At 62.4% G+C, this 22,817-nt stretch carries 14 protein-coding genes and 3 pseudogenes; 10 read left to right on the top strand and 7 right to left on the bottom strand.

Features of this window, described 5'->3' with window-relative positions:
- Nucleotides 1-81: 81 nt before the first annotated feature.
- Nucleotides 82-711 (bottom strand): glutathione S-transferase family protein, encoded by a 630-nt coding sequence (locus AB4O12_RS08680; protein WP_460061415.1) that lies wholly within the window; start codon nucleotides 709-711, stop codon nucleotides 82-84.
- A gap of 284 nt (nucleotides 712-995) precedes the next feature.
- Between AB4O12_RS08680 and AB4O12_RS08685 the strand changes: the two genes are divergently transcribed.
- Entirely contained in the window at nucleotides 996-3,047 is a 2,052-nt protein-coding gene (locus AB4O12_RS08685; protein ID WP_460061417.1) for a 2Fe-2S iron-sulfur cluster-binding protein, read from the top strand.
- Nucleotides 3,048-3,065: 18 nt separating this feature from the next.
- The gene (locus tag AB4O12_RS08690) at nucleotides 3,066-3,278 is read left to right on the top strand and encodes a hypothetical protein (protein ID WP_041480326.1); all 213 of its coding nucleotides are present in this window, start codon (nucleotides 3,066-3,068) and stop codon (nucleotides 3,276-3,278) included.
- Here the strand turns inward: AB4O12_RS08690 and gabP are convergent.
- A pseudogene (gene gabP / locus AB4O12_RS08695) lies at nucleotides 3,275-4,680 on the bottom strand (GABA permease). The gene AB4O12_RS08690 and the pseudogene gabP overlap by 4 nt on opposite strands.
- Nucleotides 4,681-4,915: 235 nt before the next feature.
- Entirely contained in the window at nucleotides 4,916-7,042 is a 2,127-nt protein-coding gene (locus tag AB4O12_RS08700) for a TonB-dependent siderophore receptor (protein ID WP_423661533.1), read from the bottom strand.
- A gap of 265 nt (nucleotides 7,043-7,307) precedes the next feature.
- On the opposite strand from AB4O12_RS08700, the gene paoC reads away from it, so the two are divergent.
- The gene (gene paoC, locus AB4O12_RS08705) at nucleotides 7,308-9,518 is read left to right on the top strand and encodes an aldehyde oxidoreductase molybdenum-binding subunit PaoC (RefSeq protein ID WP_460061421.1); all 2,211 of its coding nucleotides are present in this window, start codon (nucleotides 7,308-7,310) and stop codon (nucleotides 9,516-9,518) included.
- Nucleotides 9,519-9,543: 25 nt separating this feature from the next.
- Nucleotides 9,544-9,876, top strand: a complete 333-nt coding sequence (locus AB4O12_RS08710) for a hypothetical protein (protein ID WP_460061423.1) — start codon at nucleotides 9,544-9,546, stop codon at nucleotides 9,874-9,876.
- A 282-nt stretch (nucleotides 9,877-10,158) separates the two neighbouring features.
- Here the strand turns inward: AB4O12_RS08710 and AB4O12_RS08715 are convergent, their stop codons facing one another.
- On the bottom strand, nucleotides 10,159-10,743 hold the full coding sequence (locus AB4O12_RS08715) for a TetR/AcrR family transcriptional regulator (RefSeq protein ID WP_073476244.1): 585 nt from the start codon (nucleotides 10,741-10,743) through the stop codon (nucleotides 10,159-10,161).
- Between the two features lie 212 nt (nucleotides 10,744-10,955).
- Between AB4O12_RS08715 and AB4O12_RS08720 the strand changes: the two genes are divergently transcribed.
- From AB4O12_RS08720 to AB4O12_RS08730, 3 genes are all read left to right on the top strand, one after another.
- Nucleotides 10,956-11,633, top strand: a complete 678-nt coding sequence (locus AB4O12_RS08720; RefSeq protein ID WP_252878225.1) for a type 1 glutamine amidotransferase domain-containing protein — start codon at nucleotides 10,956-10,958, stop codon at nucleotides 11,631-11,633.
- A 102-nt stretch (nucleotides 11,634-11,735) separates the two neighbouring features.
- Complete coding sequence (locus AB4O12_RS08725) at nucleotides 11,736-12,857, top strand: alkene reductase (RefSeq protein ID WP_460061426.1); 1,122 nt, start codon at nucleotides 11,736-11,738, stop codon at nucleotides 12,855-12,857.
- Between the two features lie 195 nt (nucleotides 12,858-13,052).
- Nucleotides 13,053-14,591, top strand: coding sequence for a cryptochrome/photolyase family protein (locus AB4O12_RS08730; protein WP_460061428.1), 1,539 nt, complete (start codon nucleotides 13,053-13,055; stop codon nucleotides 14,589-14,591).
- Nucleotides 14,592-14,597: 6 nt separating this feature from the next.
- On the opposite strand, the gene AB4O12_RS08735 is transcribed toward AB4O12_RS08730, so the two are convergent.
- The 3 genes and pseudogenes from AB4O12_RS08735 to AB4O12_RS08745 all read right to left on the bottom strand — a co-directional run bounded on the left by AB4O12_RS08735 (nucleotide 14,598) and on the right by AB4O12_RS08745 (nucleotide 18,440).
- Nucleotides 14,598-16,100, bottom strand: coding sequence for a sensor domain-containing diguanylate cyclase (locus AB4O12_RS08735; protein WP_460061431.1), 1,503 nt, complete (start codon nucleotides 16,098-16,100; stop codon nucleotides 14,598-14,600).
- Between the two features lie 130 nt (nucleotides 16,101-16,230).
- Nucleotides 16,231-17,146: pseudogene (locus AB4O12_RS08740) on the bottom strand (LysR family transcriptional regulator).
- Between the two features lie 94 nt (nucleotides 17,147-17,240).
- Nucleotides 17,241-18,440, bottom strand: coding sequence for an MFS transporter (locus tag AB4O12_RS08745; RefSeq protein ID WP_076562840.1), 1,200 nt, complete (start codon nucleotides 18,438-18,440; stop codon nucleotides 17,241-17,243).
- Between the two features lie 296 nt (nucleotides 18,441-18,736).
- On the opposite strand from AB4O12_RS08745, the gene AB4O12_RS08750 reads away from it, so the two are divergent.
- The 3 genes and pseudogenes from AB4O12_RS08750 (at nucleotide 18,737) to AB4O12_RS08760 (ending at nucleotide 22,705) form a co-directional block, all read left to right on the top strand.
- The gene (locus AB4O12_RS08750; RefSeq protein WP_460061433.1) at nucleotides 18,737-20,005 is read left to right on the top strand and encodes a c-type cytochrome; all 1,269 of its coding nucleotides are present in this window, start codon (nucleotides 18,737-18,739) and stop codon (nucleotides 20,003-20,005) included.
- Complete coding sequence (locus AB4O12_RS08755; RefSeq protein WP_460061435.1) at nucleotides 20,002-20,475, top strand: (2Fe-2S)-binding protein; 474 nt, start codon at nucleotides 20,002-20,004, stop codon at nucleotides 20,473-20,475. The genes AB4O12_RS08750 and AB4O12_RS08755 overlap by 4 nt, the downstream gene beginning before the upstream one ends.
- A pseudogene (locus AB4O12_RS08760) lies at nucleotides 20,472-22,705 on the top strand (xanthine dehydrogenase family protein molybdopterin-binding subunit). Before AB4O12_RS08755 ends, AB4O12_RS08760 begins: the two are co-directional and overlap by 4 nt.
- Nucleotides 22,706-22,817: the final 112 nt, after the last annotated feature.

Consider the following 22,817-nt stretch of genomic DNA (forward strand, 5'->3'; position numbering starts at 1 on the left):
CTGTCAGTCAACATCACCGGTGAATGACACACCGCTTTCGCGAGCAGGCTCGCTCCCACAGGGGATGTGCATCGTTGTGAATCAAGCGCTTTGCAGGCCCACCGCTGTGCGCTGCATGCCAACGAATTTCGGCAGCGCCTCGACCCGCCCGAGCCACGCCCGCACATTCGGGTAATCCTCAAGCGAGACATTGCCTTCCGGTGCGTGGGCGACGTAAGTGTAGGCGGCCACATCGGCAACGGTTGCCTTGTCGCCGGCAAGGAATGCGCTGTTGGCCAACTCGTCTTCCATCACCTGCAACAACGCATGGGAACGCTTGATCGCATCAGCCGCGTCGTAACCGGCGCCGAACACAGTGATCAAGCGCGCCGTGGCAGGACCCGAGCTGATCTGCCCGGCGGCCACCGATAACCAGCGCTGCACCTTGGCTTGCTCGACCGGATCACTCGGCAGCCACTGACCATTACCGTATTTGCCGGCCAGATACACAAGAATGCCGTTGGAATCAGCGAGCACCGTACCGTTGTCGTCAATCACCGGCACTTGGCCGAAACGGTTGAGGGCGAGGAATTCAGGGGTTTTGTGTGCGCCCTTCATCAGGTCGACGAACACCAGTTCGGTCGGAACATCCAGCAGGGACAGCATCAACTCGACGCGATGCGAGTGGCCGGACAACGGATGGCGATACAGTTTGACGGCTGACTGGGACATGACGTGCTCCTGGATTATTTGAGGTCGACCCGCTGATCGTGTCGATGGGCTCATCCTGCTCCCCTGCCGCAAGTCGCGGAATCCTCAGCAAATACAATCGAGCATTTCAGCCAGTGAAATAATCATCCTCGTCCTTAGGCGCGCGTAGGGATCATTTCACCGCGTGAAACAGTGGATTGCAGTTTCTGGCCATTCCCTCGCAACCGGCCGAGGGCGAACATGAGCCCACTTGAGCTTCAGCCCCTGGCGGCTCACCGGCCCGTTTGCACCCGAGGAGAATCGAAATGGACACAGCGTCGAAACCGCAGCCCTCGCCCTGGCATGAAGGTGAGCTGACCCTGCAACGTGCCGTCGGCGCGGTGGAGATGATGGTCGGTGTCGGCCAGCGGCAACTGGCCCGCGACTGGATGCCGGACCAGCACCGCGAGTTCTACGCGCAACTGCCCTTCGTCGTGCTCGGCGCCGTTGATGGCCAGGGCGACCCGTGGGCGACGCTGCGCACCGGTCAACCGGGCTTCATGGATTCGCCGTCGCCGCAGGTATTGAAGATCAAACTTGACGCCCAGCCCAATGACCCGGCCAATCAAGGCCTGCAACCCGGCGATGCGATCGGCATGCTCGGCATCGAGCTGCACACCCGTCGGCGCAATCGCATGAACGGCAATATCAGCCGCCGCGAGGACGACAGCCTCGAGATCAGCGTGACCCAGGCTTACGGCAACTGCCCGCGCTACATCAACCTGCGCCACTACGCGTTCGTCGACGAAACCACCGACACCGCGCTCGACCTGCCTGTCAGCGAACCCTTGGTGCGCGACATGATCACCGCCGCCGATTCGTTCTACGTGGCCACTTATGTGGTGCGCGACGGTGAGCGCCAGGTCGATGTGTCCCATCGCGGCGGCAAATCCGGTTTCGTCCATATGGACGAGGACGGCACCCTGACCATCCCGGATTTCTCCGGCAATCTGTTCTTCAACACTCTGGGCAACATCCTGCTCAACCCGCGCGCCGGGCTGACCTTCATCGATTTTGAAAGCGGCGATCTGTTGCAGATGACCGGCAGCGCAGAAGTGCTGCTCGACGATCCGCAAATCGCCGCGTTCCAGGGCGCCGAGCGCCTGTGGCGCTTCAGGCCACAGCGCATCGTTTACCGTCAGGCCGCGCTGCCACTGCGCTGGGCCGAGCAGCCGGAAGGCGATTCGCCCAATTCGCAAATGACCGGCAGCTGGGAGCAGACCCGCGAACGTCTGCAGGCCGAGGCGCTGCGCAACCAATGGCGTGCGCTGCACGTAACGCGTGTAGTCGATGAGAGTCCGCAGATCCGTTCGTTTTACCTGCAAGCCAACGACGGCTTCGGCCTGCCGCGCTTCGAACCGGGCCAGCACTTACCGATCAAGGTCTTGCTCGACGGTCAGGATGCCGCGTCGATCCGCACCTACAGCGTGTCCAGCGCGCCGTCGGACGAGTTCCTGCGCATCAGCGTCAAACGCGATGGCTCGGTATCCTCGCATCTGCATGATCGCGTTCAGGCATTGGACTTGATCGAAGCCCGCGCGCCGCAAGGCGATTTCACCGTCGACGCCACCGAACGCCGGCCACTGGTGCTGTTGGCCGCAGGGGTTGGGGTGACGCCGTTGCTGTCGATGCTGCGCGAGGTGGTCTATCAGGGCAAACGCATCAGCCGCATGCGCCCGACCTGGGTGGTGCAAAGCAGTCGCACCGTCGAGGATCTGGCCTTTCGCGAAGAAATCGACGCCTTGGCTGCACGCGCCGGTGACAAGGTCAAGGTGCTGCGCGTGGTCAGCCAGCCGCCGCTGGAAGCAACAGCGCAGGGTTACGATCATGCCGGGCGCATCGACATCGCCTTGCTGAAGAGCCTGCTGCCGCTGGATGACTACGATTTCTACCTGTGCGGCCCGGGCAGCTTCACTCAGGCGCTGTACGACGGCTTGCGCAAAATGCGTATTCCCGACGATCGCATCCACGCCGAAACCTTCGGCCCGTCGACGCTGATCCGCGATGTCGAAATCAGTACCCCGGCGCCGCCGCAAGTGCCGGTCGCGGAAGAGCCGGTCAAGGTGCTGTTTGCCACGTCCGGCAAGGAAGCACGCTGGGAACCGGGCAGCGGCACCTTGCTGGAACTGGCCGAGGCGCGTGGCTTGAATCCTGAGTTCAGCTGTCGCGGCGGCTCGTGCGGCACCTGCAAAACCCGCCTTACCAGCGGCCAGGTGCATTACCTCACTCCGCCCGCCATGCGCCTGGCGGACGACGAAGTGCTGATCTGCTGCGCCGCCCCGGCGCAGGGCAGCGACACCCTGGTGCTGGATGTTTGAATGTTGAGGAGGTGTGCCATGAAGCCGTTTGCCGAAACCAGCGTCGTTTGGCCGCAAGAGAAAACCGGACTGTCCGCCAGCGAATGCGAACGCAGTTTTTTGCTGCCGCAACTGATGGGCTCGCTCGCCGGTGAAACCTGCGCGTTGACGGGCTCATTCAATCAACGTGAGCATCTGCCTTCGAGCCCGAACGGCTGGTTTTCCCGTGGGCTCAAAGCGTTGTTTGCTTAGGCTTTGCCCACCGCCGCCACTCTGGCCGCCGGCCCATGCTGGCGGCTGGTGATCAATCCGACGAAGGAAATCAGCAGCGCCAGGCCAATGGTCGAAGTCACTTCCAGGCGATGTTCAGGGGTGATCATCATCACTGCCAAAGCCGCACAGATGAAGGCGATGACCAGCCAGGTGAGCCAGGAAACAGCCACATGCGCAGGGTCATTTCGACCTTTTCCCGTTCCAGTCGGCGGCGCATGCGCAACTGCGAAATGGCGATCACCAGATACACCAGCAAGGCAATAGCCCCGGAGCTGGCGAGCAGGAACTGGAACAGCCCGGCCGGCATGAAATAGCTGAGCAAGGTCACGCCTGCGCCGATCACCGTGCTGGCAATGACCGCCGCGCGTGGCACGCCCGCCCCCGAAGTCACCTTCAATGCCGGCGGCGCATCGCCGCGTCGGCCCAAGGAATAGAGCATGCGCGAGGAAATGTAGATCGAGGAGTTCATGCAACTGGCCACCGCGATCAACACGACCACGTCGACGAGGAATTTGGCGTTGGGGATGTTCATCAGTTCCAGTGCGCGCTGGTAGGAACCGACCGAGGCAAGTTGCGGGTCATTCCACGGCACCACGGAAATCACCACGAAGATCGACAGCAGATAGAAAATGCCGATACGCCAGATCACCGAACGGGTGGCCTTGGCGATGTTCTGCGCCGGATTGTTCGATTCCGCAGCGGCAATGGTCACCGCTTCGGTGCCGATGAAACTGAACATGATGGTGATGAACGCGCCGACCACCGCCGACATGCCGTTCGGCGCAAAGCCGCCGTGCTCGGCCATCAGCGCGCTCAAGCCACTGGCTTCACGCTCGGGAATCCAGCCCATCAGCACCGCAAAACCCAGGCCGATGAAACCGATGATTGCGATGACCTTGGCCATGGCGAACCAGAATTCGAACTCGCCGTATTTCGACACGCTGAACAGGTTGGTGATCACCAGCAGGACGATCGACAGCAAGGCGAACAACCAGGCATCGACCTGGGGAAACCACTGATTGAGCACGTGACCTGCGGCCAGTGCTTCGATGGGAATCACCAGCACCCAGAACCACCAATACAGCCAGCCTATGGTGAACCCGGCCCAGCGGCCAATGGCTTGATCGGCGTAGGTGGAAAACGAGCCGGTGTCGGGATGCGCCACGGCCATTTCGCCGAGCATGCGCATGACCAGCACGACCAGCAGACCGGAGAACAGATAAGCGAGCAGCACCGCAGGTCCTGCGGCGGCGATGGCGTGGCCTGAGCCAACGAAAAGTCCTGCGCCGATGATGCCGGCAATGGAAAGCATGGTGACGTGACGCGGTTTGAAACCTTGCGCCAACTGACCGTTGGAGTCCTTGGGGTTCAGGCTAGTCATGGGTTCTTATTGTTCTCATGATCGACGTTTGGGTCACTGACTGTGCGTCAGGCGATCATCATTTCCGGTGCCGACATCAGGCGAAAGCTGCGACGCAGACGCTTTGCCGACGAAATGATGCTTCACCTTACGTGGCCCGACCGCCGCCCAACTAGCCTGAGTGCGGCATGCCGATGTCTGATTTCGACATGCCACTCTCAGGCCACCATGAGTCGGCGGCAACCGCTGCGGCGATTTACAGCGTGTAGGAAATCCCCACCTGCACGGTTCGCGGCGCGCCCGGGTAGGCGTAAACGTTGCCGAAGGCGCCTTCTTCGTAGTCGCGGTCGAAGATGTTTTTCACATCGAGGTTGAGCCGTACTTTATCGTTGACCTTGTAGAAGCTCAGCAGGTCGACCACGGTGTAACTGCCCATGGAAAACGCGGTGTTGGCGGTCTGCCCCGCGCGCTCGTCGACGTATTTCAGGCCGGTGCCAAGGCCAAGGCCTTTGAGCGTGCCGTCCTGGAACTCGTACATATTGAGCAGGCTGAAGCTGTTCTTCGGAATGTTCAGCAGACGGGTGCCGGAGCGCAGCGTGTTGTCCTTGGTCACCTCGGCGTCGACGTAAGCGTAACCGCCGACTACTCGCCACTCCGGAGTGAGATTGCCGGTGACGTTGACATCGAAACCACGGCTGCGCACTTCACCGGCAGCGACGCTGAAGGTCGAATCTACCGGGTCGGTGGTCAGCACGTTGCGTTTTTCGATCTGGTAGATCGCCGCGTCGACGCTCAACTGCTGATCCAGTGCCTCCCACTTCACGCCCATCTCGTAGGACTTGCCTTTCTCTGGAGCGAAGCCGCCGCCTTCGCGACTGGCGCCGGTGTTGGGCTTGAACGAGCGCGCGGTGTTGGCGTAGACAGCCAGGGTTTCGGTCAGGTCGTAGGTGACGCCGATACGCGGGGTGACGGCGTTGTCGCTGGCCTGCCAGCTCTTGCCGCCGGGTACGTAGGTTTCGTAGTCATGCTCGAAGCGCTCGAAACGCGCACCGGCCAGCACCTTCAGCTTGTCGGTCAGGGCGACCTGATCCTGCACGAACGCTGCGTAGGTCTTGAGATTTTCTTTGTCATGAGTCGGCGTGCGGGTCAGCGCCGGGCGTGGCTGGCCGTAAACCGGATTGAAGATGTCGATCGGGTAGGCACTGACCGCGCCGCTGGAGCGCTGGATGATCGACTTGTAATCGTAATCTTCGTACTCGATGCCGGTGAGCAAGGTGTGCTGCAGACCGCCAGTATCAAAATGCCCGGTGAGGTTGAGCTGGGTGTCCTTGTCGGTCCATTCCAGCTTGCGGTAGTTGAAGTTGCGCCCCAGCGTGCGGCCGTCAGCGGCAATGCCGTTGGCCTCGATCGCGTTGCCCTTGAGCGAGCCGTCGAGCCACTGGAAACCGCCGCCCAGGGTCCAGTCATCGTTGAGCATGTGCTCGAAACGCAGTTGCGCCATGTTGTTGTCGTTGTGCAGTTTGCCGACGTCCTTCTCGCCAAAGAAGGTATCGCGCGAGGCGGTGCCGATCTGCGCCGGGTAGCGCGTCACGCCACGATCGAGCGGCGCGTTGTTGCGCATGAAGTCGCCTTCGAAAATCAGCTTGGTCGCATCGGTGGCCTGCCAGGTCAGCACCGGCGTGATGCCGTAGCGCTCGGTCTCGACATGATCGCGGAAGGTGTCACCGCCCTCGCCCACCACATTCAAGCGATAGGCCAGACGCCCTTCTTCATCGAGCGGCCCGGAAGCGTCGAGGGTGCCGCGCTTCATGCCTTGGTCGTTCAACTGGCTGCCTAACGTAACGGTGCGCTCGGGCAACGGCTGTTTCGACACCACGTTGAAGGTACCGCCCGGGTCGCCACGGCCATAGAGCATGGTCGCCGGACCGCGCAGCACTTCCAGACGCTCGATGGTGTTGGCGTCGGGCATGTTCGGGTAGCCACGGTTGATCGGGAAACCGTTGCGGTAGAACTCGCCCGTGGTGAAGCCGCGCACGGTGAACGTAGTCAGGCCCTGCCCACCGAAATTGTTCGCGCGCCCGACGCCGCCGGCGTAATCCAGCGCATCCTGCAAACGCGTGGCGCCGAGGTCTTCGACGGCATCCTTGGTCACCACGCTGATTGACTGCGGGGTTTCATGAATCGAAGTGTCGGTGCGCGTGGCGCTGGCCGAACGCGTCGCGCGATAGCCTTGCACCGGGCCGTCTGCCCTTTCGTAATCCGCTGTGCCGACCACATCGGTGGCTTCCAGCTCAAGCGTTGAAGAAGTCGGTTCGGCTGACTCAGCCCACGAGGAAGAAGACAACGCCTGCAGCACACAAATGGAAAGCAGAGTTCGACGCATGAGGTGAAAACCTTTACGAATAGGCCAGAACGAAGGGCAAAACCGCCAATGAAAACGCGGCGCATGGTATACGGTCGCATTAGTAATTGAAACGTATTCTTATTTGTCATGTTGGTCAGGATTGGTGAGCGGGATTCATCACTCCATCCTGAAACCGCGCATTATCAGCAGCGCGTCGATGGCCTAGGCTCGTAGAGATCCGACGTCAATCGATGGCTGCGCCGCGCTACTGGGCGCCGCCAGCCTGTCTGAAAGGAATTTGCAGATGAAATTCGACACCCCGGCCGGCTCCAATCCGATCGACCAGCTGAACGTCATCGGCCAACCTGCCGACCGCATCGACGGCAAGTTGAAAACCACCGGCACCGCCACCTACGCCTACGAGCAAAACGCAGCGGTGCCGGACGCCGCCTACGGCTATATCGTCGGCGCAGGGATCGGCAAGGGGCGCATTGCCTCGATCGATTCGACGCAAGCGCGGGAGGCGTCAGGGGTGATCGCCGTCGTCACTTACGAAAACGCCGGGGCATTGGCCAAAGGCGAGTTTTACGTAGCCGGGGCCTTGGCCGGGCCGCAGGTCGATCACTATCACCAGGCCGTGGCGATTGTCGTCGCAGACACTTTTGAACAGGCCCGCGCGGCCGCCGGCTTGCTCGACATCCGCTACGTGGCCGAAGCGGGTTCATTCGATCTGGCAGTTGCGAAAGACTCCGCAATCCCACCGCCACCGGCCGGTTTTGGCCCGCCGCCGCAAACCAGCGTCGGTGACTTCGAAGGCGCCTTCAACGCTGCGCCAGTGCAAATCGATCAGCACTACAGCACGCCTGACCAGGCCCACGCGATGATGGAACCGCACGCAACCATTGCCCGCTGGAGTGGCACGCAGTTGACCTTGTGGACATCGATCCAACAGATCAACTGGGGCGTGCGCGATCTGGCGAAAACCCTCGGCATCGCCAAGGAAGATGTGCGCCTGATCTCGCCGTATATCGGCGGTGGTTTCGGCGGTAAGGGCACGATTCTTTGCGACGCAGTGTTGGCATCCCTGGCCGCTCGACATGCCGGGCGACCGGTGAAAGTCGCGCTGCCGCGGCCGCTGATGTTCAACAACCTGACCCATCGTCCGGCGACGCTTCAGCGCCTGCGCATCGGTGCCAACCGTGACGGCGTGATCACGGCGATCGGCCACGAGAGCTGGTCGGGCAATCTGCGCGGCGGACGCGCCGAAGCGGCCACCGCGTCAACCCGATTGCTTTACGCCGGGGCCAATCGCATGACCCGTCTGAATCTCGCCGTGCTCGATCTCGCCGAGGGTTCGGCGATGCGCGCGCCGGGCGAGGCACCGGGGATGATGGCGCTGGAAATCGCCATGGATGAACTGGCGGAAAAGCTGCAGATGGATCCGCTGCAACTGCGCATCCTCAACGACTCGCAGGTCGATCCGGAGCAACCGGCGCGGCCGTTCTCCAAACGGCAGTTGGTGGAATGCCTGAACACTGGGGCCGAACGCTTTGGCTGGCGTCAGCGCAACCCTCAACCCGCTCAGCGCCGTGAGGGCGGTTGGCTGATCGGCATCGGCCTAGCCTCGGCGATTCGCGGCGCACCGACCACCGCTTCGGCGGCGCGGGTGCGTCTCGATCGTCAAGGCGTCATCACCGTGGAAACCGACATGACCGACATCGGCACCGGCAGTTACACCATCATCGCCCAGACCGCCGCCGAAATGATGGGCGTGCCGCTGGACCGTGTCGTGGTGCACTTGGGCGATTCGCGGTTTCCGGAATCGTCGGGCTCCGGCGGCCAGTGGGGAGCCGCCTCCTCCACTGCCGGCGTGTATGCCGCGTGCATGAAACTGCGTGAAGCCGCTGCTCGCGCCGTCGGGTTTGACCCGCAGCAAGCCGAGTTTTTTGATGCACAGATTCGCGCAGGCTCGCAGCAGGTTGCCTTGGCTCAGGCCGCAGCCAGTGGCGAGCTGACGGGCGAGGACCGCATGGAATACGGCGATCTGGCCGAGCGTTTTGCCCAGCAGACCTTCGGCGCGCATTTCGCCGAAGTCGCGGTCAATGCGGCGACCGGCGAAATTCGCCTGCGTCGGCAACTGGCCGTGTGCGCCGCCGGGCGCATCCTCAATCCGAAAACCGCGCGCAGCCAGATCATCGGCGGCATGACCATGGGCGCTGGTGCGGCATTGATGGAAGAGATGGCGGTGGACCATCGAATCGGCTTTTTCGTCAATCACGATCTGGCCGGATACGAGGTGCCGGTGCACGCCGACATTCCCCATCAGGAAGTAATCTTTCTCGATGAAGTCGATCCGTATGCAACCCCGTTGAAAGCCAAAGGCGTTGGCGAGCTGGGTATCAGCGGCGCGGCGGCGGCCATCGCCAACGCGATCTATAACGCGTGTGGCGTACGGGTGCGCGATTATCCGATTACGCTGGATAAACTCATCGGCGAGTTGTCCTACCCGGTCTGAGACTCGATCGCGCAGGATATCGCCCATGTACCCCACAACCCCCGATGGCCGCTATTTTGTGGTCAAGCAACAGCTGTGGCGTTGCAGCAACCCATCGTTGCCAGCCGCCGAGCGTGAGGCGTTTGTAGCCGAGCTCATGTCAGCGCGGCGTGCGGTCAAAGAGGCAAAGCGTGGCGACGATGCACAGGCGTTGAAGTCAGCGAGAGCTCGCGTCAACGAGGCGAAGATTGGGCTGGGTGAGCGCGGGCCGGTGTGGTGGGATGACGGCAGCCCGGACTTCAACCGTTTCAAGGTGAGCAATACACCGTATGCGCAGTGGTTTGCCCAACTGCCTGAAGAGGACAGCAGTTCTGCCTGAGTTTTGAATGATCTCCAATCTCACCAATCAACACAGATCTCCTGTGGGAGCGAGCCTGCTCGCGAATGCATTGGGTCAGGCAATGAAGATGTTGAATGTGCCGCCGTCTTCGCGAGCAGGCTCGCTCCCACAGGATTGGGGATTGAATGAAGATCGATGGTTCGGCCCATAACAGTGTGGGAGCGAGCCTGCTCGCGAATGCATTGGGTCAGTTAAAGAAGATGTTGGATGTGCCGCCGCCATCGCGAGCAGGCTCGCTCCCAAAGGGATCTGCGGCGAGGCTCAGACTCGCAACAACTGCCGGGTCATCGCCATCGAGGTTTCCAGCGACTGTCCGGTGCGCTGCAATTTGTTCAGCAGGCTGGCACCGAGCCAGAGCTGATACAGCGTCTCCGCCAACTTGCGCGCATCGCCCTCCGGCAGGCTTTTGTCGGTCTGGCCTTGTTCGATGCATTCGGTGATGCGCGCGACGATGCGTTCGGCGCCGTCGCGCAAGGTCAGGCGCATTGATTCGGACAGGTCGGCGACTTCGGCGCTGAGTTTCACCACCAGGCATTCATCGCCGTGGCCTTCGAGGGTGCAGCGGTTCTGCCAGCCTTGCCAGTAATCCATCAAACGTTCGAACGCAGTCAGCCCAGGCAATGTCAGGCGGCGCTCCATGTCGGCGAGGTAGTCGACGAAGTAATCCTCGAGCAGCGCCTGGCCATACAACTCCTTGGATTTGAAGTAGTGATAGAACGAGCCCTTGGGCACGCCAGCGGTCTGCAGGATCTCGTTGAGGCCGACGCTGGTGAAGCCCTTCTCGGCCATCATCCGGTGGCCGGTGTCGAGTAAGTGTTGGCGGGTGTCGTCAAAGGTCGGCTTCATGGTGCGCAAAATTCCAGACAATAGACCAGTCGTATACTTCTCAAGGCCGGGAGTTTGCCATAACCGACGAGCAAAAACATTTTCTGAAAAAATTACTAGACGACTGGTCTAATTGGAACCTATGCTGCGCCCCGAGACACAAATTCATGCGGTGCCGACGCTGAGCGAATTCCTCGCCCTGTGCCGATGCCTGACCAAACCAAGGGTGCTCTATGAAAATCTTGATGGTTCTGACTTCCCACGATCAACTCGGCAACACCGGCAAGAAAACCGGCTTCTGGCTGGAAGAGTTCGCCGCGCCCTACTACGCCTTCAAGGACGCCGGCGCCGATGTCACCCTGGTATCGCCTGCCGGCGGCCAGCCGCCGCTCGATCCGAAAAGCGATGAGCCAAGCGCGCAGACTGCCGAAACCGATCGCTTCCGCGCTGATCCGGCTGCACAACAGGCACTCGCCACCACTGGCCGTTTGGCTGATGTTAAAGCTGAGGATTTCGACGCAGTGTTCTACCCAGGCGGCCATGGCCCGCTGTGGGATCTGGCCGAAGACAAGGCCTCGATCGCGCTGATCGAAGCCTTCGACCGCGCCAACAAACCTCACGGTTTTGTCTGCCACGCACCCGGCGTGTTGCGTCATGTGGTGCGTGCTGACGGCCAGCCGATCGTCAAAGATCGCGACGTCACCGGTTTCACCAACGCCGAAGAAGCTGCTGTTGGTCTGACTGACGTGGTGCCGTTCCTCATCGAAGACGAATTCCAGCGTCTGGGCGGGCGCTATTCGAAAGTCGCCGATTGGCAGGTGCATGTGGTGGCTGACGGGCACCTGGTCACCGGCCAGAACCCGGCCAGCTCCGCCGCCGTTGCCGAAAAGCTGTTGAAGATGCTCGGCTGAATCCCTCGCTCTACCCCGATCAACGCCGCGTGCGTACCGCCCGGCGTTGTTTTTTTGCCCAGTCACTAGTCGACTGGTCTAATCAGATTCAAGGCTTACTCCATGAATAACGCTTTCTTCACGCCTGCCAAATTGGGCGCACACACCCTGAAAAACCGCATCGTCCTGCCGCCCCTCACCCGCCAGCGCAGTACGCAACCGGGCAATGTCGCCAACGAATTGATGGCCGAGTATTACCAGCAGCGCGCCGGTGCCGGTTTGCTCGTCACCGAAGGCACGCAGATCGAACCGCGCGGGCAAGGTTATGCGTGGACGCCGGGCATTCACACGCCGGAGCAGATCGCCGGTTGGCGCAAAGTCACCGAGGCGGTGCACGCCGTGGATGGGGTGATCTTCGCCCAGCTCTGGCACGTCGGTCGGGTCTCGCACACGGCGTTGCAGCCTAATGGTGATGCGCCGGTGTCGGCCTCTGCGGTCGCTACGGACCGCGTCAGCGTGTTCATCGAAACCGCGCCCGGTGCCGGTGAACTGGTGCCGCCGTCCGCTCCGCGCGCGTTGAGCACCGATGAAGTGCAGGAACTGATTCAGCTGTACATCCAGGCCGCGCGCAACGCGATGGATGCGGGTTTCGACGGCATCGAACTGCATTGCGCCAACGGTTATCTGGTCAACCAGTTCATCTCCGCCCACAGCAACCTGCGCACCGACCTGTACGGCGGCTCACTGGACAATCGCTTGCGCTTTTTGCGCGAAGTGGTGGCCGGCGTCGCCGAATGCATCGGCAAGGACAAGGTCGGTGTGCGGTTTGCGCCGCTGTTCACTACCACCGATGAAGCGCGGACGTATCTGGGCCTGGTCGAGGAAGATCCGCACACAACTTACATTGCGGCGATCAAGATTCTTGAAGACGTCGGCATCGCATACCTGTCGATCGCCGAAGCCGACTGGGACAACGCGCCAGCGATGCCGCAGACCTTTCGCCAGGCCGTGCGCGACACGTTCAGCGGCGCGATCATTTATGCCGGTCGCTACACCGCCAAAACCGGCGCGCAATTGCTTGAGTCGGGGCTGGCCGATCTCGTTGCGTTTGGCCGACCGTTCATGGCTAACCCGGACCTGCCGGCGCGGATTGCCAATGACTGGCCGTTGAACCAATTGAATCCGGCGACGGTGTATGGCGGCGGTGCCGAGGGCTACATCGACTATCCGACCTACCCCGCTTAAGAACCCCACCCAAGTCCCTGTGGGAGCGAGCCTGCTCGCGAAGGCGGTGGGTCAGTCAGCATTTGTATTGACTGACAGGACGCTTTCGCGAGCAGGCTCGCTCCCACAATAGGATGTCAGTGGCCGCTAGAACCTATACATAACAAACAATCTGTATAACTATTGGAGTTCGAATCGTTCACCGGACTTAGCTCCATGCCCCCTGCCCACCGTTTGCTCCTGATCCTCGGTGACCAGCTGTCTTTCGACCTGGCCTCCCTGCAGCCACTCGATCCCCAGCACGACCTGCTGCTGATGGTCGAGGTCATGGAGGAAGCGACCCACGTCGCTCATCATCCGCAAAAGATCGCTCTGATCTTCAGCGCCATGCGCCACTTTGCCGAGGCGTTGCGCGATAAAGGCTACCGCGTCCAATACGTCCGCCTCGACGACCCGGATAACAGCGGCTCAATCCCCGGCGAATTGCAGCGCTGGCAAACCCTCACTGGTGCCGACGAAATCCACATCACCGAATGCGGCGACTGGCGCCTTGAGCAGTCAATCAAAGATTCGGGCTTGCCCGTGCACTGGCATTCAGACCGCCGTTTCCTCTGCTCCCGCGAAGAGTTCTCCCATTGGGCCAGCGGCAAGAAGCAGCTGCGCATGGAGTTTTTCTACCGCGAGATGCGGCGCAAGAGTCGGCTGCTGCTGAACGGGGACGGTACGCCGGTCGGCGGTGCGTGGAATTTCGATGCGGAGAATCGCAAGGCGCTGCCCAAACACGCTAAACCGCCCTACCCGGCACGTTTCGCCAATGACGCAATCACCCAAGAGGTGCTGGCGTTGGTCGGCGAGCGCTTTGCGACGCATTACGGCACGCTGGATGACTTCAACTACCCGGTGACCCACGCCGATGCCCTGGCCCTGTGGCAATACTTTCTCGACTATGCGCTGGCCGGCTTCGGTGATTACCAGGACGCCATGGCCAGCGACGAACCGTTCCTGTTTCACGCGCGGATCAGTGCCGCGCTGAACATCGGCCTACTCGATTTGCGCCAGCTGTGCAGCGATGTCGAGGCGGCCTACTGGTCGGGGAGCATCGGCCTCAACGCGGCCGAAGGCTTCATTCGGCAGCTGATCGGCTGGCGCGAATACGTGCGCGGTGTGTACTGGCTGAAGATGCCGGATTACGCCGAGGGCAACGTGTTTGCTAACACGCGTGCGCTGCCGGAGTTCTACTGGACGGGTGAAACGCAGATGAACTGCATGCGCCAGGCCATCGGCCATAGCCTGCAACATGCCTATGCGCACCACATCCAGCGGCTGATGGTCACCGGTAACTTCGCCTTGCTCGCCGGGATTGCGCCGAAGGAAATCTGTGAATGGTATCTGGCGATCTACATGGACGCCTTCGACTGGGTCGAACTGCCCAACACCCTGGGCATGGTCATGCATGCCGACGGCGGTTATCTCGGCTCCAAGCCTTACTGCGCCAGCGGCCAGTACATCAATCGAATGTCGGATTACTGCGGAGACTGCGCCTACAAGGTCAAGGAAAGCAGCGCGGACGATGCCTGCCCGTTCAATGCGCTGTACTGGCATTTCCTCATGCGCCACGGCGACATCCTGCGCGGCAATCAGCGCATGGCCATGATGTACAAGAACCTTGATCGCATGCCGCTGGCCAAGCAGGACGCGCTGTGGCAACGCGGGCAGATGCTGTTGGCGAAACTGGATAGCGGCGAAGCTTTCTAGTGCGCCTCAGGCCTGCCCGGCCATCCCGTTGCGCCCCGCCGCTTTCGCGCGGTACAGCGCCTGATCGGCGGTCTGGATCAACGCCGGCAGCGAATCCAGCTGAGCGCCCGTCCCTACCGCCATGCCGATACTCACCGTGATCCGAGCAAACGGACTGCCCGGGTGGGCAATGTTCGCCTGCTGCAAACGCTCGAGCATCAGTTGCGCCACCACCGTAGCACCGGCGCTGTCGGTGGCCGGCATGATCACCGCCATTTCCTCGCCACCGTAGCGCGCGACCAGATCCGAGGGGCGTCGCACGCAGCCTTCAAGAATCTTGCTGACCGCTTGCAGGCAGGCATCGCCGGCGACGTGGCCCAAGGCATCGTTGAACAATTTGAAGTGGTCGATATCGATCATCAGCAAGGCCAGCGAAGTCCCGTCACGCTGCGCGCGCCGCGCTTCCACCGTCAGGGTTTCATCGAAACAGCGGCGGTTGGCAAGGCCGGTCAGCGCGTCCTTCAGCGCCAGTAATTCCAGCTGCCGATTGGACGCGAGCAATTGCTGCTGGGCATCGCGCAAGGCTTCTTCGGCCTCGGTGCGGCGGCGCATATCAAGGATCAGGAACCAGCCGATCAACCCGGTCAGCCCTAGCAGCCCGATCACCACCACCGCCGAAAGCGCCGCTTCGATGCGCCACGCCGCCAGCGCTTCGTCCTTGCCCAGGGCCACGGTGGTGATCAGCGGCAGCGTTTCGCTTTTGCGGAACGCGTACAGCCGCTCGACACCGTCGAGGCTGGAGGTGTAGGAGGCAGTGCCGACCGAGCGGTCAACGAGGTATTTGGCGTAGATCGGCGATTTGGAGAAGTTGCGGCCCATGTCCTGCTCGCGGAACGGATAGCGGACCAGCAGCGTGCCATCGGTGTACGACAGGCCTATCGCGCCGTCCTGGCCAACGTCGAGTTTGCCGAACACCCGCAGGAAGTTTTCCACCCCCAGCGTCACCGCTACCACGCCAGCGAACTGGCCACCGGCGTCATTGAAGCGCCGACTGATGGTCACCACCCATTCATGATTGGCACGGCTCTGGATCGGCGGGCCAATGAACGGCTCGCGGCTCCGGTTTTCACGGTGGTGAATGAAATAGGCGCGGTCGCTGCTGTTGGCGCCCTCCGGAATCGGTCGGTTGGAGGACATCAGCCAATGCCCGTTCCGGTCATAGATGATGATGCCGCTGAGCTGTGGCATCAGCGGCTGCTGGCGGTCGATCAGGCTCTGGATGCGCTGAATCTGCGCCGGGCCGTTGCCCTCGGTTTCCAGACGTTCGACCAGTCCGAGCAAGAGCAGCGAGCTTTGCCGGACGATGCCTTCGGTGTAGGTATTGAGCGCCTGGGTCAGGTTGAGGCCATGCACGTCGACTTCCGCCAGCGCACGCTCGCGCGAAGACCAGACCTTCCAGATCGTCAGTGAAGTCAGGGAACAGCCAATCACCAGCAGCAGGAGCATTACAAGGCGAGTATCACGCTTCACGTCAGTACCTTAAGGAAGTCCGGGATCCATTCCAGCCATCATTCGAACGTCGGCACTCACGGCGGCCACGTGTTCCGGGGCGCAAGCATACAAGCAGTGTGCAGCGGCTGCAGCAACAGAGTGTGCAGCGCTAAGCGGCAGGTGCGGCGGGTTTGAGGATTTCCACGAGAAAATCGATGAACACGTTGATCCGGCTCGATCCACGGTGGTTGGGCAGGTACAGCGCGTTGATGCAACTGCTGGCACTGCCGGGATTGACCTCGTAGTGCTCAAGCAAGCGCGTCAGGCGCCCGGCGGCGACGTCGTCGCGCACCAGCCAGTCGGCCAGCAGCGCCACCCCGCCACCGCCAATCGCCGCTTCGCGCAGGATGTCGGCGTTATTGCTTTGCAGGCGGCCCGCAACGTTGAGCTGAATCGGCTCTTCGTCGCCCTGAAAGGTCCAGTGATGATGGCTGCCGCCGTAATCGAAACGCAGGCATTGGTGCTCAAGCAGATCCCGCGGATGTTCGAGCACGCCGCTGCGCGCGAGATAATCCGGGCTGGCGACAATCCAACGCTGAAACTGCCCGACGCGTTTGCTGACGATGTCTTCACTGACCACCGTCGAGCCGAGCCGCACTGAAACGTCGATCTGCTCGCTGAGCAAATCGCTGACCTGATCGCTCAGCGACAGGCTGATCTCCAGCCCCGGATGACGTTCGAGCAAGCGGCTCAGGTGCGGCGCGATCAGCCGGCGGCCAAACTCCACCGGCACGCTGATGCGCAAGCGGCCACTGGGCATCACTGCCACGATCGGCGACCACCGCATCGGCTTCGTCGATGGCATCGAGAATCGCCACGGCCTTCTCGAAATAGGTTTGACCGGCGACGGTCACGCTGGTGTTGCGCGTGGTGCGATTGAGCAGGCTGGCGCCCAACTCGTTCTCCAGCCCCGCCACTTGCCGTGTCACCGAAGACGTCGAAATCCCAAGCTTGCGCGCCGCCGAGGAATAGCCCCCGCAGCGCACGGTTTCAACAAACATCTTCAAGGCCAGCAACTTGTCCATAAGCGGGATCCGGTGGTGAGGGAACGCCGCTGATTGTGCATCAGTGCTCGCCACACGTCTTGTATCGTCGTGCTTGCCGGGCCTCATCGCGACCTCAGCCATCAGCCTTGCGGCTCAGGAACAACGCCAGCGCCAGCGCCGGCAACACCGCTACGGCGACGGCAGAGAGGTTCCAGCCGAAGTGTTCGTACAGCGGGCTGGCGACCAGTGAACCGAGGGCGCCGCCGACGAAGATGCTGGTCATGTACACCGCATTCAGGCGTGCGCGGCTGTGCGGGTCGAGGGCGTAGACCTCGCGCTGGCCGAGGACCATGTTCAACTGCACGGCAAAATCCAGCAGCACCGCACACACCACCAGCCACACGTAACCACTGCCCGGCAACGCGGCGATCAACAGTGACAGCGGCGCCAGCAGCAACGCCACCAAGGTACCGCGACGACCGTGCCCGGCATCGGCCAGACGCCCGGCAATCGGCGCAGCAATCGCACCCACCGCGCCGACCAGAGCGAAGATCGCCACCTGCGCCTGGCTGAAACCGTGGTGACGCATCAGCTCAATCGGCGCGAGAGTCCAGAACAGGCTGAAACTGGCGAACAGCAAACCCTGATACAGCGAACGCTGGCGCAACACAGGAAAGCGTCGGGCCAAGGCAAACACCGAACCGATCAACGCGACATAGGTGGCTTTGTGCGTCGGCACCCGGCGCGGCAGTGCCACAGCGGTAATCAGCGCGATTACCGCCATCAGTGCCGCCGCGCTGTAAAACACCCCGCGCCAGCCGAACACTTCAACCAACAGGCTCGACAGCGGCCGCGACAGCAGAATCCCCAACAACAGGCCGCTCATGATGTTGCCGACCACGCGGCCCCGGCTGGCTTCCGGCGCCAGGTGCGCGGCCAGCGGCACGAGAATCTGCACTGCCACCGAAGTCAGGCCGATCAGCAAAGAGAGCAGCAGAAACAGCGACGGCGAATGAGTCAGGCCAGCGCACAACAGCGTCACGCTGGCGGCGAGGGTGAAGCCGACCACCAGACGGCGGTTTTCCATCAGGTCGGCCAGCGGCACCAGCAGCAACAAGCCCAGCGCGTAACCGAACTGCGTCAGCGACACGATCAGGCTGGCATTGGCGCTGGACAGGCCGATCTGCGGCGCGATCAGTTCGACGATGGGCTGCGCGTAATACAGGTTGGCGACGACCGCGCCGCAGCAAAATGCCAGAAACGCGACCATCAGGCCGGAGAGTGAAGCAGGCTGTTCGGCCGGGGCCGCAACGGCAGGGTTGCCCGTAAGCATGGTGACACCTCGTTGAGTTCGGGAAAGTTGTGCCAAGGCTACGGTCAGCCGGCGGGGGCGAGAATCCGTGCCACTGACAACGCACTGATGCGTGGCGCGCAACGTTGCTTGTGGCGCAACGCGCTGTTGCGCGGGCCGGTGATTCTCCGCTGCAAGGGTCTTCTCTACGCTTTGGCCCTGGCGCAGACGTCCGCATCGGCGCCCTTTCCGGCTGCTACAAGGAGCGTTTCCATGACCCGCACTGCACTCGTCCTGCCACTGTCCGCCGCGTTTTTCTGCCGACCATGAACAGCCATTTGCTCAAATCCAGAACCCTGTGGATCAGCGTCGGCGTGCTCGCGGTGATCGGTCTGATCGTCGCCGTCGTGCTGATGTGGCGCCCGGCGATCGCACCGAGCAAACGGCCGACGTCATTCGATACTGCGCAGTTGCAACGCGGCGCACGGGTGGTCGAGGCCGGCGACTGCGCGGTCTGCCACACCCGCCCCGGCGGCGAATACCTGGCTGGCGGGCTGCCGCTGGTGACGCCGTTCGGCACGCTGTACAGCACCAACATCACCCCGGATGCGCAGACCGGCATCGGCGAATGGTCATTGCCGGCCTTCGAGCGGGCGATGCGCGAAGGCATTGCCCGCGACGGCCACTTTCTCTACCCGGCGTTTCCTTACGTGCACTACCGGCGCATGAGCTCCGAAGACATCGCCGACGCCTATGCCTACTTGATGAGCGGCCCCGCCGTACATGCGCCCGCCATGCAGAACCAGATGAATTTCCCGATGAACATCCGCCCGCTGGTGTCGTTCTGGAACCTGCTGTTTCTGCATGGCGAGCCACTGACGCCGCTGGCCGAACACAGCGCGGCATGGAATCGCGGACGCTATCTGGTCGACGGCCCGGGCCACTGCGCCGGCTGCCATTCGCCGCTGAACCTGATCGGCGCGGAGAAATCCTCGGAGTATCTGCAGGGCGGCAGCGTTGATGGCTGGGAAGCGCCGGCACTGGTCGGCCTCCAGCAACGCGCCAATCCATGGAATCGCGAGCAATTGGTCGGCTACCTGCGCGCTGACGTGGTCGATGGTCACGGCACACCCGCCGGCCCGATGCGTCCGGTCAGCCTGAGTCTGGCGCGCTTGCCGGCCAGTGAAGCCGAGGCGATTGCCGACTACCTGCTGAGCCTGCAAAACCCGCACGCGGTGAGCGAAACCACCGCGCAAAGGTCGCCGAGCAGTCCAGCGGATCACAGCAGCGGCGCCCTGCTCTTCAGCAGCGCCTGCGCCGGATGTCACGCACCCGCCGCGCCGATGCGTGAAATCGACGGCCGCCCAGGCCTGCAAAGCACTTCGGCGCTGCAAGCGGCCAGCTCGCGCAACTTTCTCAAGACCGTACTCGAAGGCGTGCCCGCCATTCCCGGCGCCCCCGGCCCGGTGATGCCGCCGTTCGCCGCGAGCCTCGACAACGCCCAGCTCGGCGCCCTCGCCGCGTATCTGCGCGAGCAAGCCAGACCCGAGCAGCCATGGGCCGACCTTTCTTCCACTATTGAAGCGTTACGTCAGGAGACGAAATGAGCCAGATCACTCTCACCGTCAATGGAGCCGCCCAACCGTTGGAGCTGGAGCCGGACATGCCGCTGCTGTACGCGCTGCGCAATCACTTGAACCTCAACGGCGCCAAGTACGGCTGCGGCCTGGGCCAGTGCGGCGCGTGCACGGTGATCGTCGACGACCAGCCGGTGTTCGCCTGCCTGACGCCGTGCGCAGGCCTTGAAGGAAAAAAGATCCGCACCGTGGAAAGCCTCGGCAGCGCCGAGAAACCCGGTCCGTTGCAGGCGGCGTTCATCGACAAGCAGGCCGCGCAATGCGGTTACTGCATCGCCGGCATGCTGATGCGCGCGCAGGCGTTGCTCGAACGTGATCCGCACCCGGACGAACAAACCATCCGCGAGCACATGGCCGGCAATCTGTGCCGTTGCGGCACGCACTTGCGCATCATCGAGGCGATCAAGCAGGTGGCCGGGCACAACGGGAGCCGGACATGAGCGAAACAAACGGCTTGAACCCCAGCCGCCGGGCCTTCCTGCGCGGCGGCGCGTTGCTCATGGCTTTTACCCTGATGCCAATGGCGCGGCGGGCCTTGGCCGACACCGAAGTCGACACCCTCGGCACCGTAGTGCTGGCCCCCGAACTGCCCGGCAGCCTGCGCACCAACCCTTACCTGGACGCGTGGATCCGCATCGGCGCCGACGGCATCACCGTGTACACCGGCAAAGTCGAACTGGGCACTGGAGTGAAAACCGCTTTGCTGCAAATCGCTGCCGAGCGTTTGCAGGTGCCGGCCAGCGCCGTCAACTTGCTCACCGCCGACACCGCGCTGACGCCCAACGAAGGCTACACCGCCGGCAGCCACAGCATTTTCGACAGCGGCACCGCGCTGTACAACGCCGCCGCGCAAGTGCGGGAAATGCTCGTCGACGCCGCCGCGCGCAGTTGGCAAGTCGATGCTGCGCAACTGAGCACTCGCGACGGCATCATCCAAGGCCCCAGCGGGCAACGCATGGCTTATGCCGAAGCAGTCAAGCATGTCGATGTGCACCAATACGCCAAGGCGCAATCTCCGGTGATGGCAGCGGCAGACTTCAAACTGATCGGCCACAACCTGCCGCGCCTGGACATTCCGGCCAAGGTCAGCGGCGGCGCGGCATTCGTCCAGGACATGCGCCTGCCGGGCATGCTGCACGCGCGGGTGATTCGCCCGCCGCGTCCCGGCTGCACGCTGCAGGCATTCGATACGGCATCGATTGAAGCGCTCAGCGGCGTGGTCAAAGTGATCCGCGACGGCAACTATCTGGCGGTGGTCGCCCGTGATGAGTGGCAAGCGATCAAGGCCATGCGCGCCGGCATGGAAAGTGCTAAGTGGAGTGGTGGCGAGGCGATTCCCGAATCCGCCGGGATTCACGATTTGCTCAAGCAGCTGCCCTCCAAGCGCTATCCGATCAGCAATAACGGCAATCCCGGCGGCGTGACCGAAACGCGCTTCAAAGCGCGGGTCACCAAGCAGTATTTGATGCACGGCTCGATCGGCCCGTCCTGTGCGGTGGCCTGGTTTAACGATGGCGTGCTCACGGTGTGGACCCACACCCAGGGCGTCTATCCACTGCGCGCCGGTATCGCCGAAATGCTGCGTCTGCCGCCGGAGCGTGTGCGCTGCATTCATACCGAAGGCTCGGGCTGTTATGGCCACAACGGCGCCGATGATGCCGCCGCCGATGCCGCGCTGATCGCGATGCGCCTGCCGGGCACGCCGGTGCGCGTGCAATGGATGCGCGAGCAGGAAAACCTCTGGGAGCCGTACAGTTCGGCGATGGTCACCGAAGTCGATGCCGGCCTCAGTCAGGGCCGTTTGCAGGACTGGAACTACGAGCTGTGGACCACGCCGCACAACGAACGCATCGTCAATGCCGGGCGTTTGCTGCCGGCACGTCTATTGGCGAAACCCTTCGCCTCGGCGCCGTCGGTGCCAATCGCTCAGCCCGAAGGTGACGGTGATCGCAACGCGGTGCCGCTGTATGAACTGGGCGCGACGCGGATCAACATGAATTTCGTCACCACCATGCCGTTCCGCACTTCGGCCATGCGCTCGCTGGGTGCGCACATCAACATCTTCGCCATCGAGGCGGGTATTGATGAGTTGGCGATCAAGGCCGGACTCGATCCCGTGGCATTGCGTCTGGCGCATCTGCGCGACCCGCGTGCCCGGGCTGTGATTGAGCGCGTGCGTGACGAAATCGGCTGGCCCCACAAGAGCAACGAGCCCGGCGCGGGGATCGGTTTCGCCTTCGCCCGCTACAAGAACATCATGGGTTACTGCGCCCTCGCGGTGAAACTGCGGGTGCATCCGCAGACCGGCGAAATTCGCGTCGATCATGTGGTCACGGCGGTCGACGTCGGCCAGATCGTCAGCCCCGATGGCCTGCGCAATCAGGTCGAGGGCGGTATCGTCCAGTCGGCCAGCTGGACGCTCTACGAACAAGTCGCCTACGACGCGGGCGGTATTCGCAGCTACGACTGGAGCGGTTATCCGATTCTGCGTTTTACGCAATTGCCGAAAAAGTCGATGTGCATTTGCTCGATCAACCGGGCGAACCCTTCCTCGGTGCTGCCGAAATCGTCCAAGGGCCAATGGCTGCTGCCCTCGGCAATGCGGTCAGCAATGCCACCGGTCGGCGCTGGCTGAACCTGCCGCTGACTCGCTCGACCCAACCCGCCTGAACCACGCCCGCGTTCATCAGCGATGAGCGCGGGTGCCGTTGCGTTGCGCGCAAAACTGCGTAGCGCCGGCCACGGCTTATCAGCCCCGCCGCCCCCGGTTAAGTTACCTGCA

The organism is Pseudomonas sp. S2_A05 (assembly GCF_054668485.1).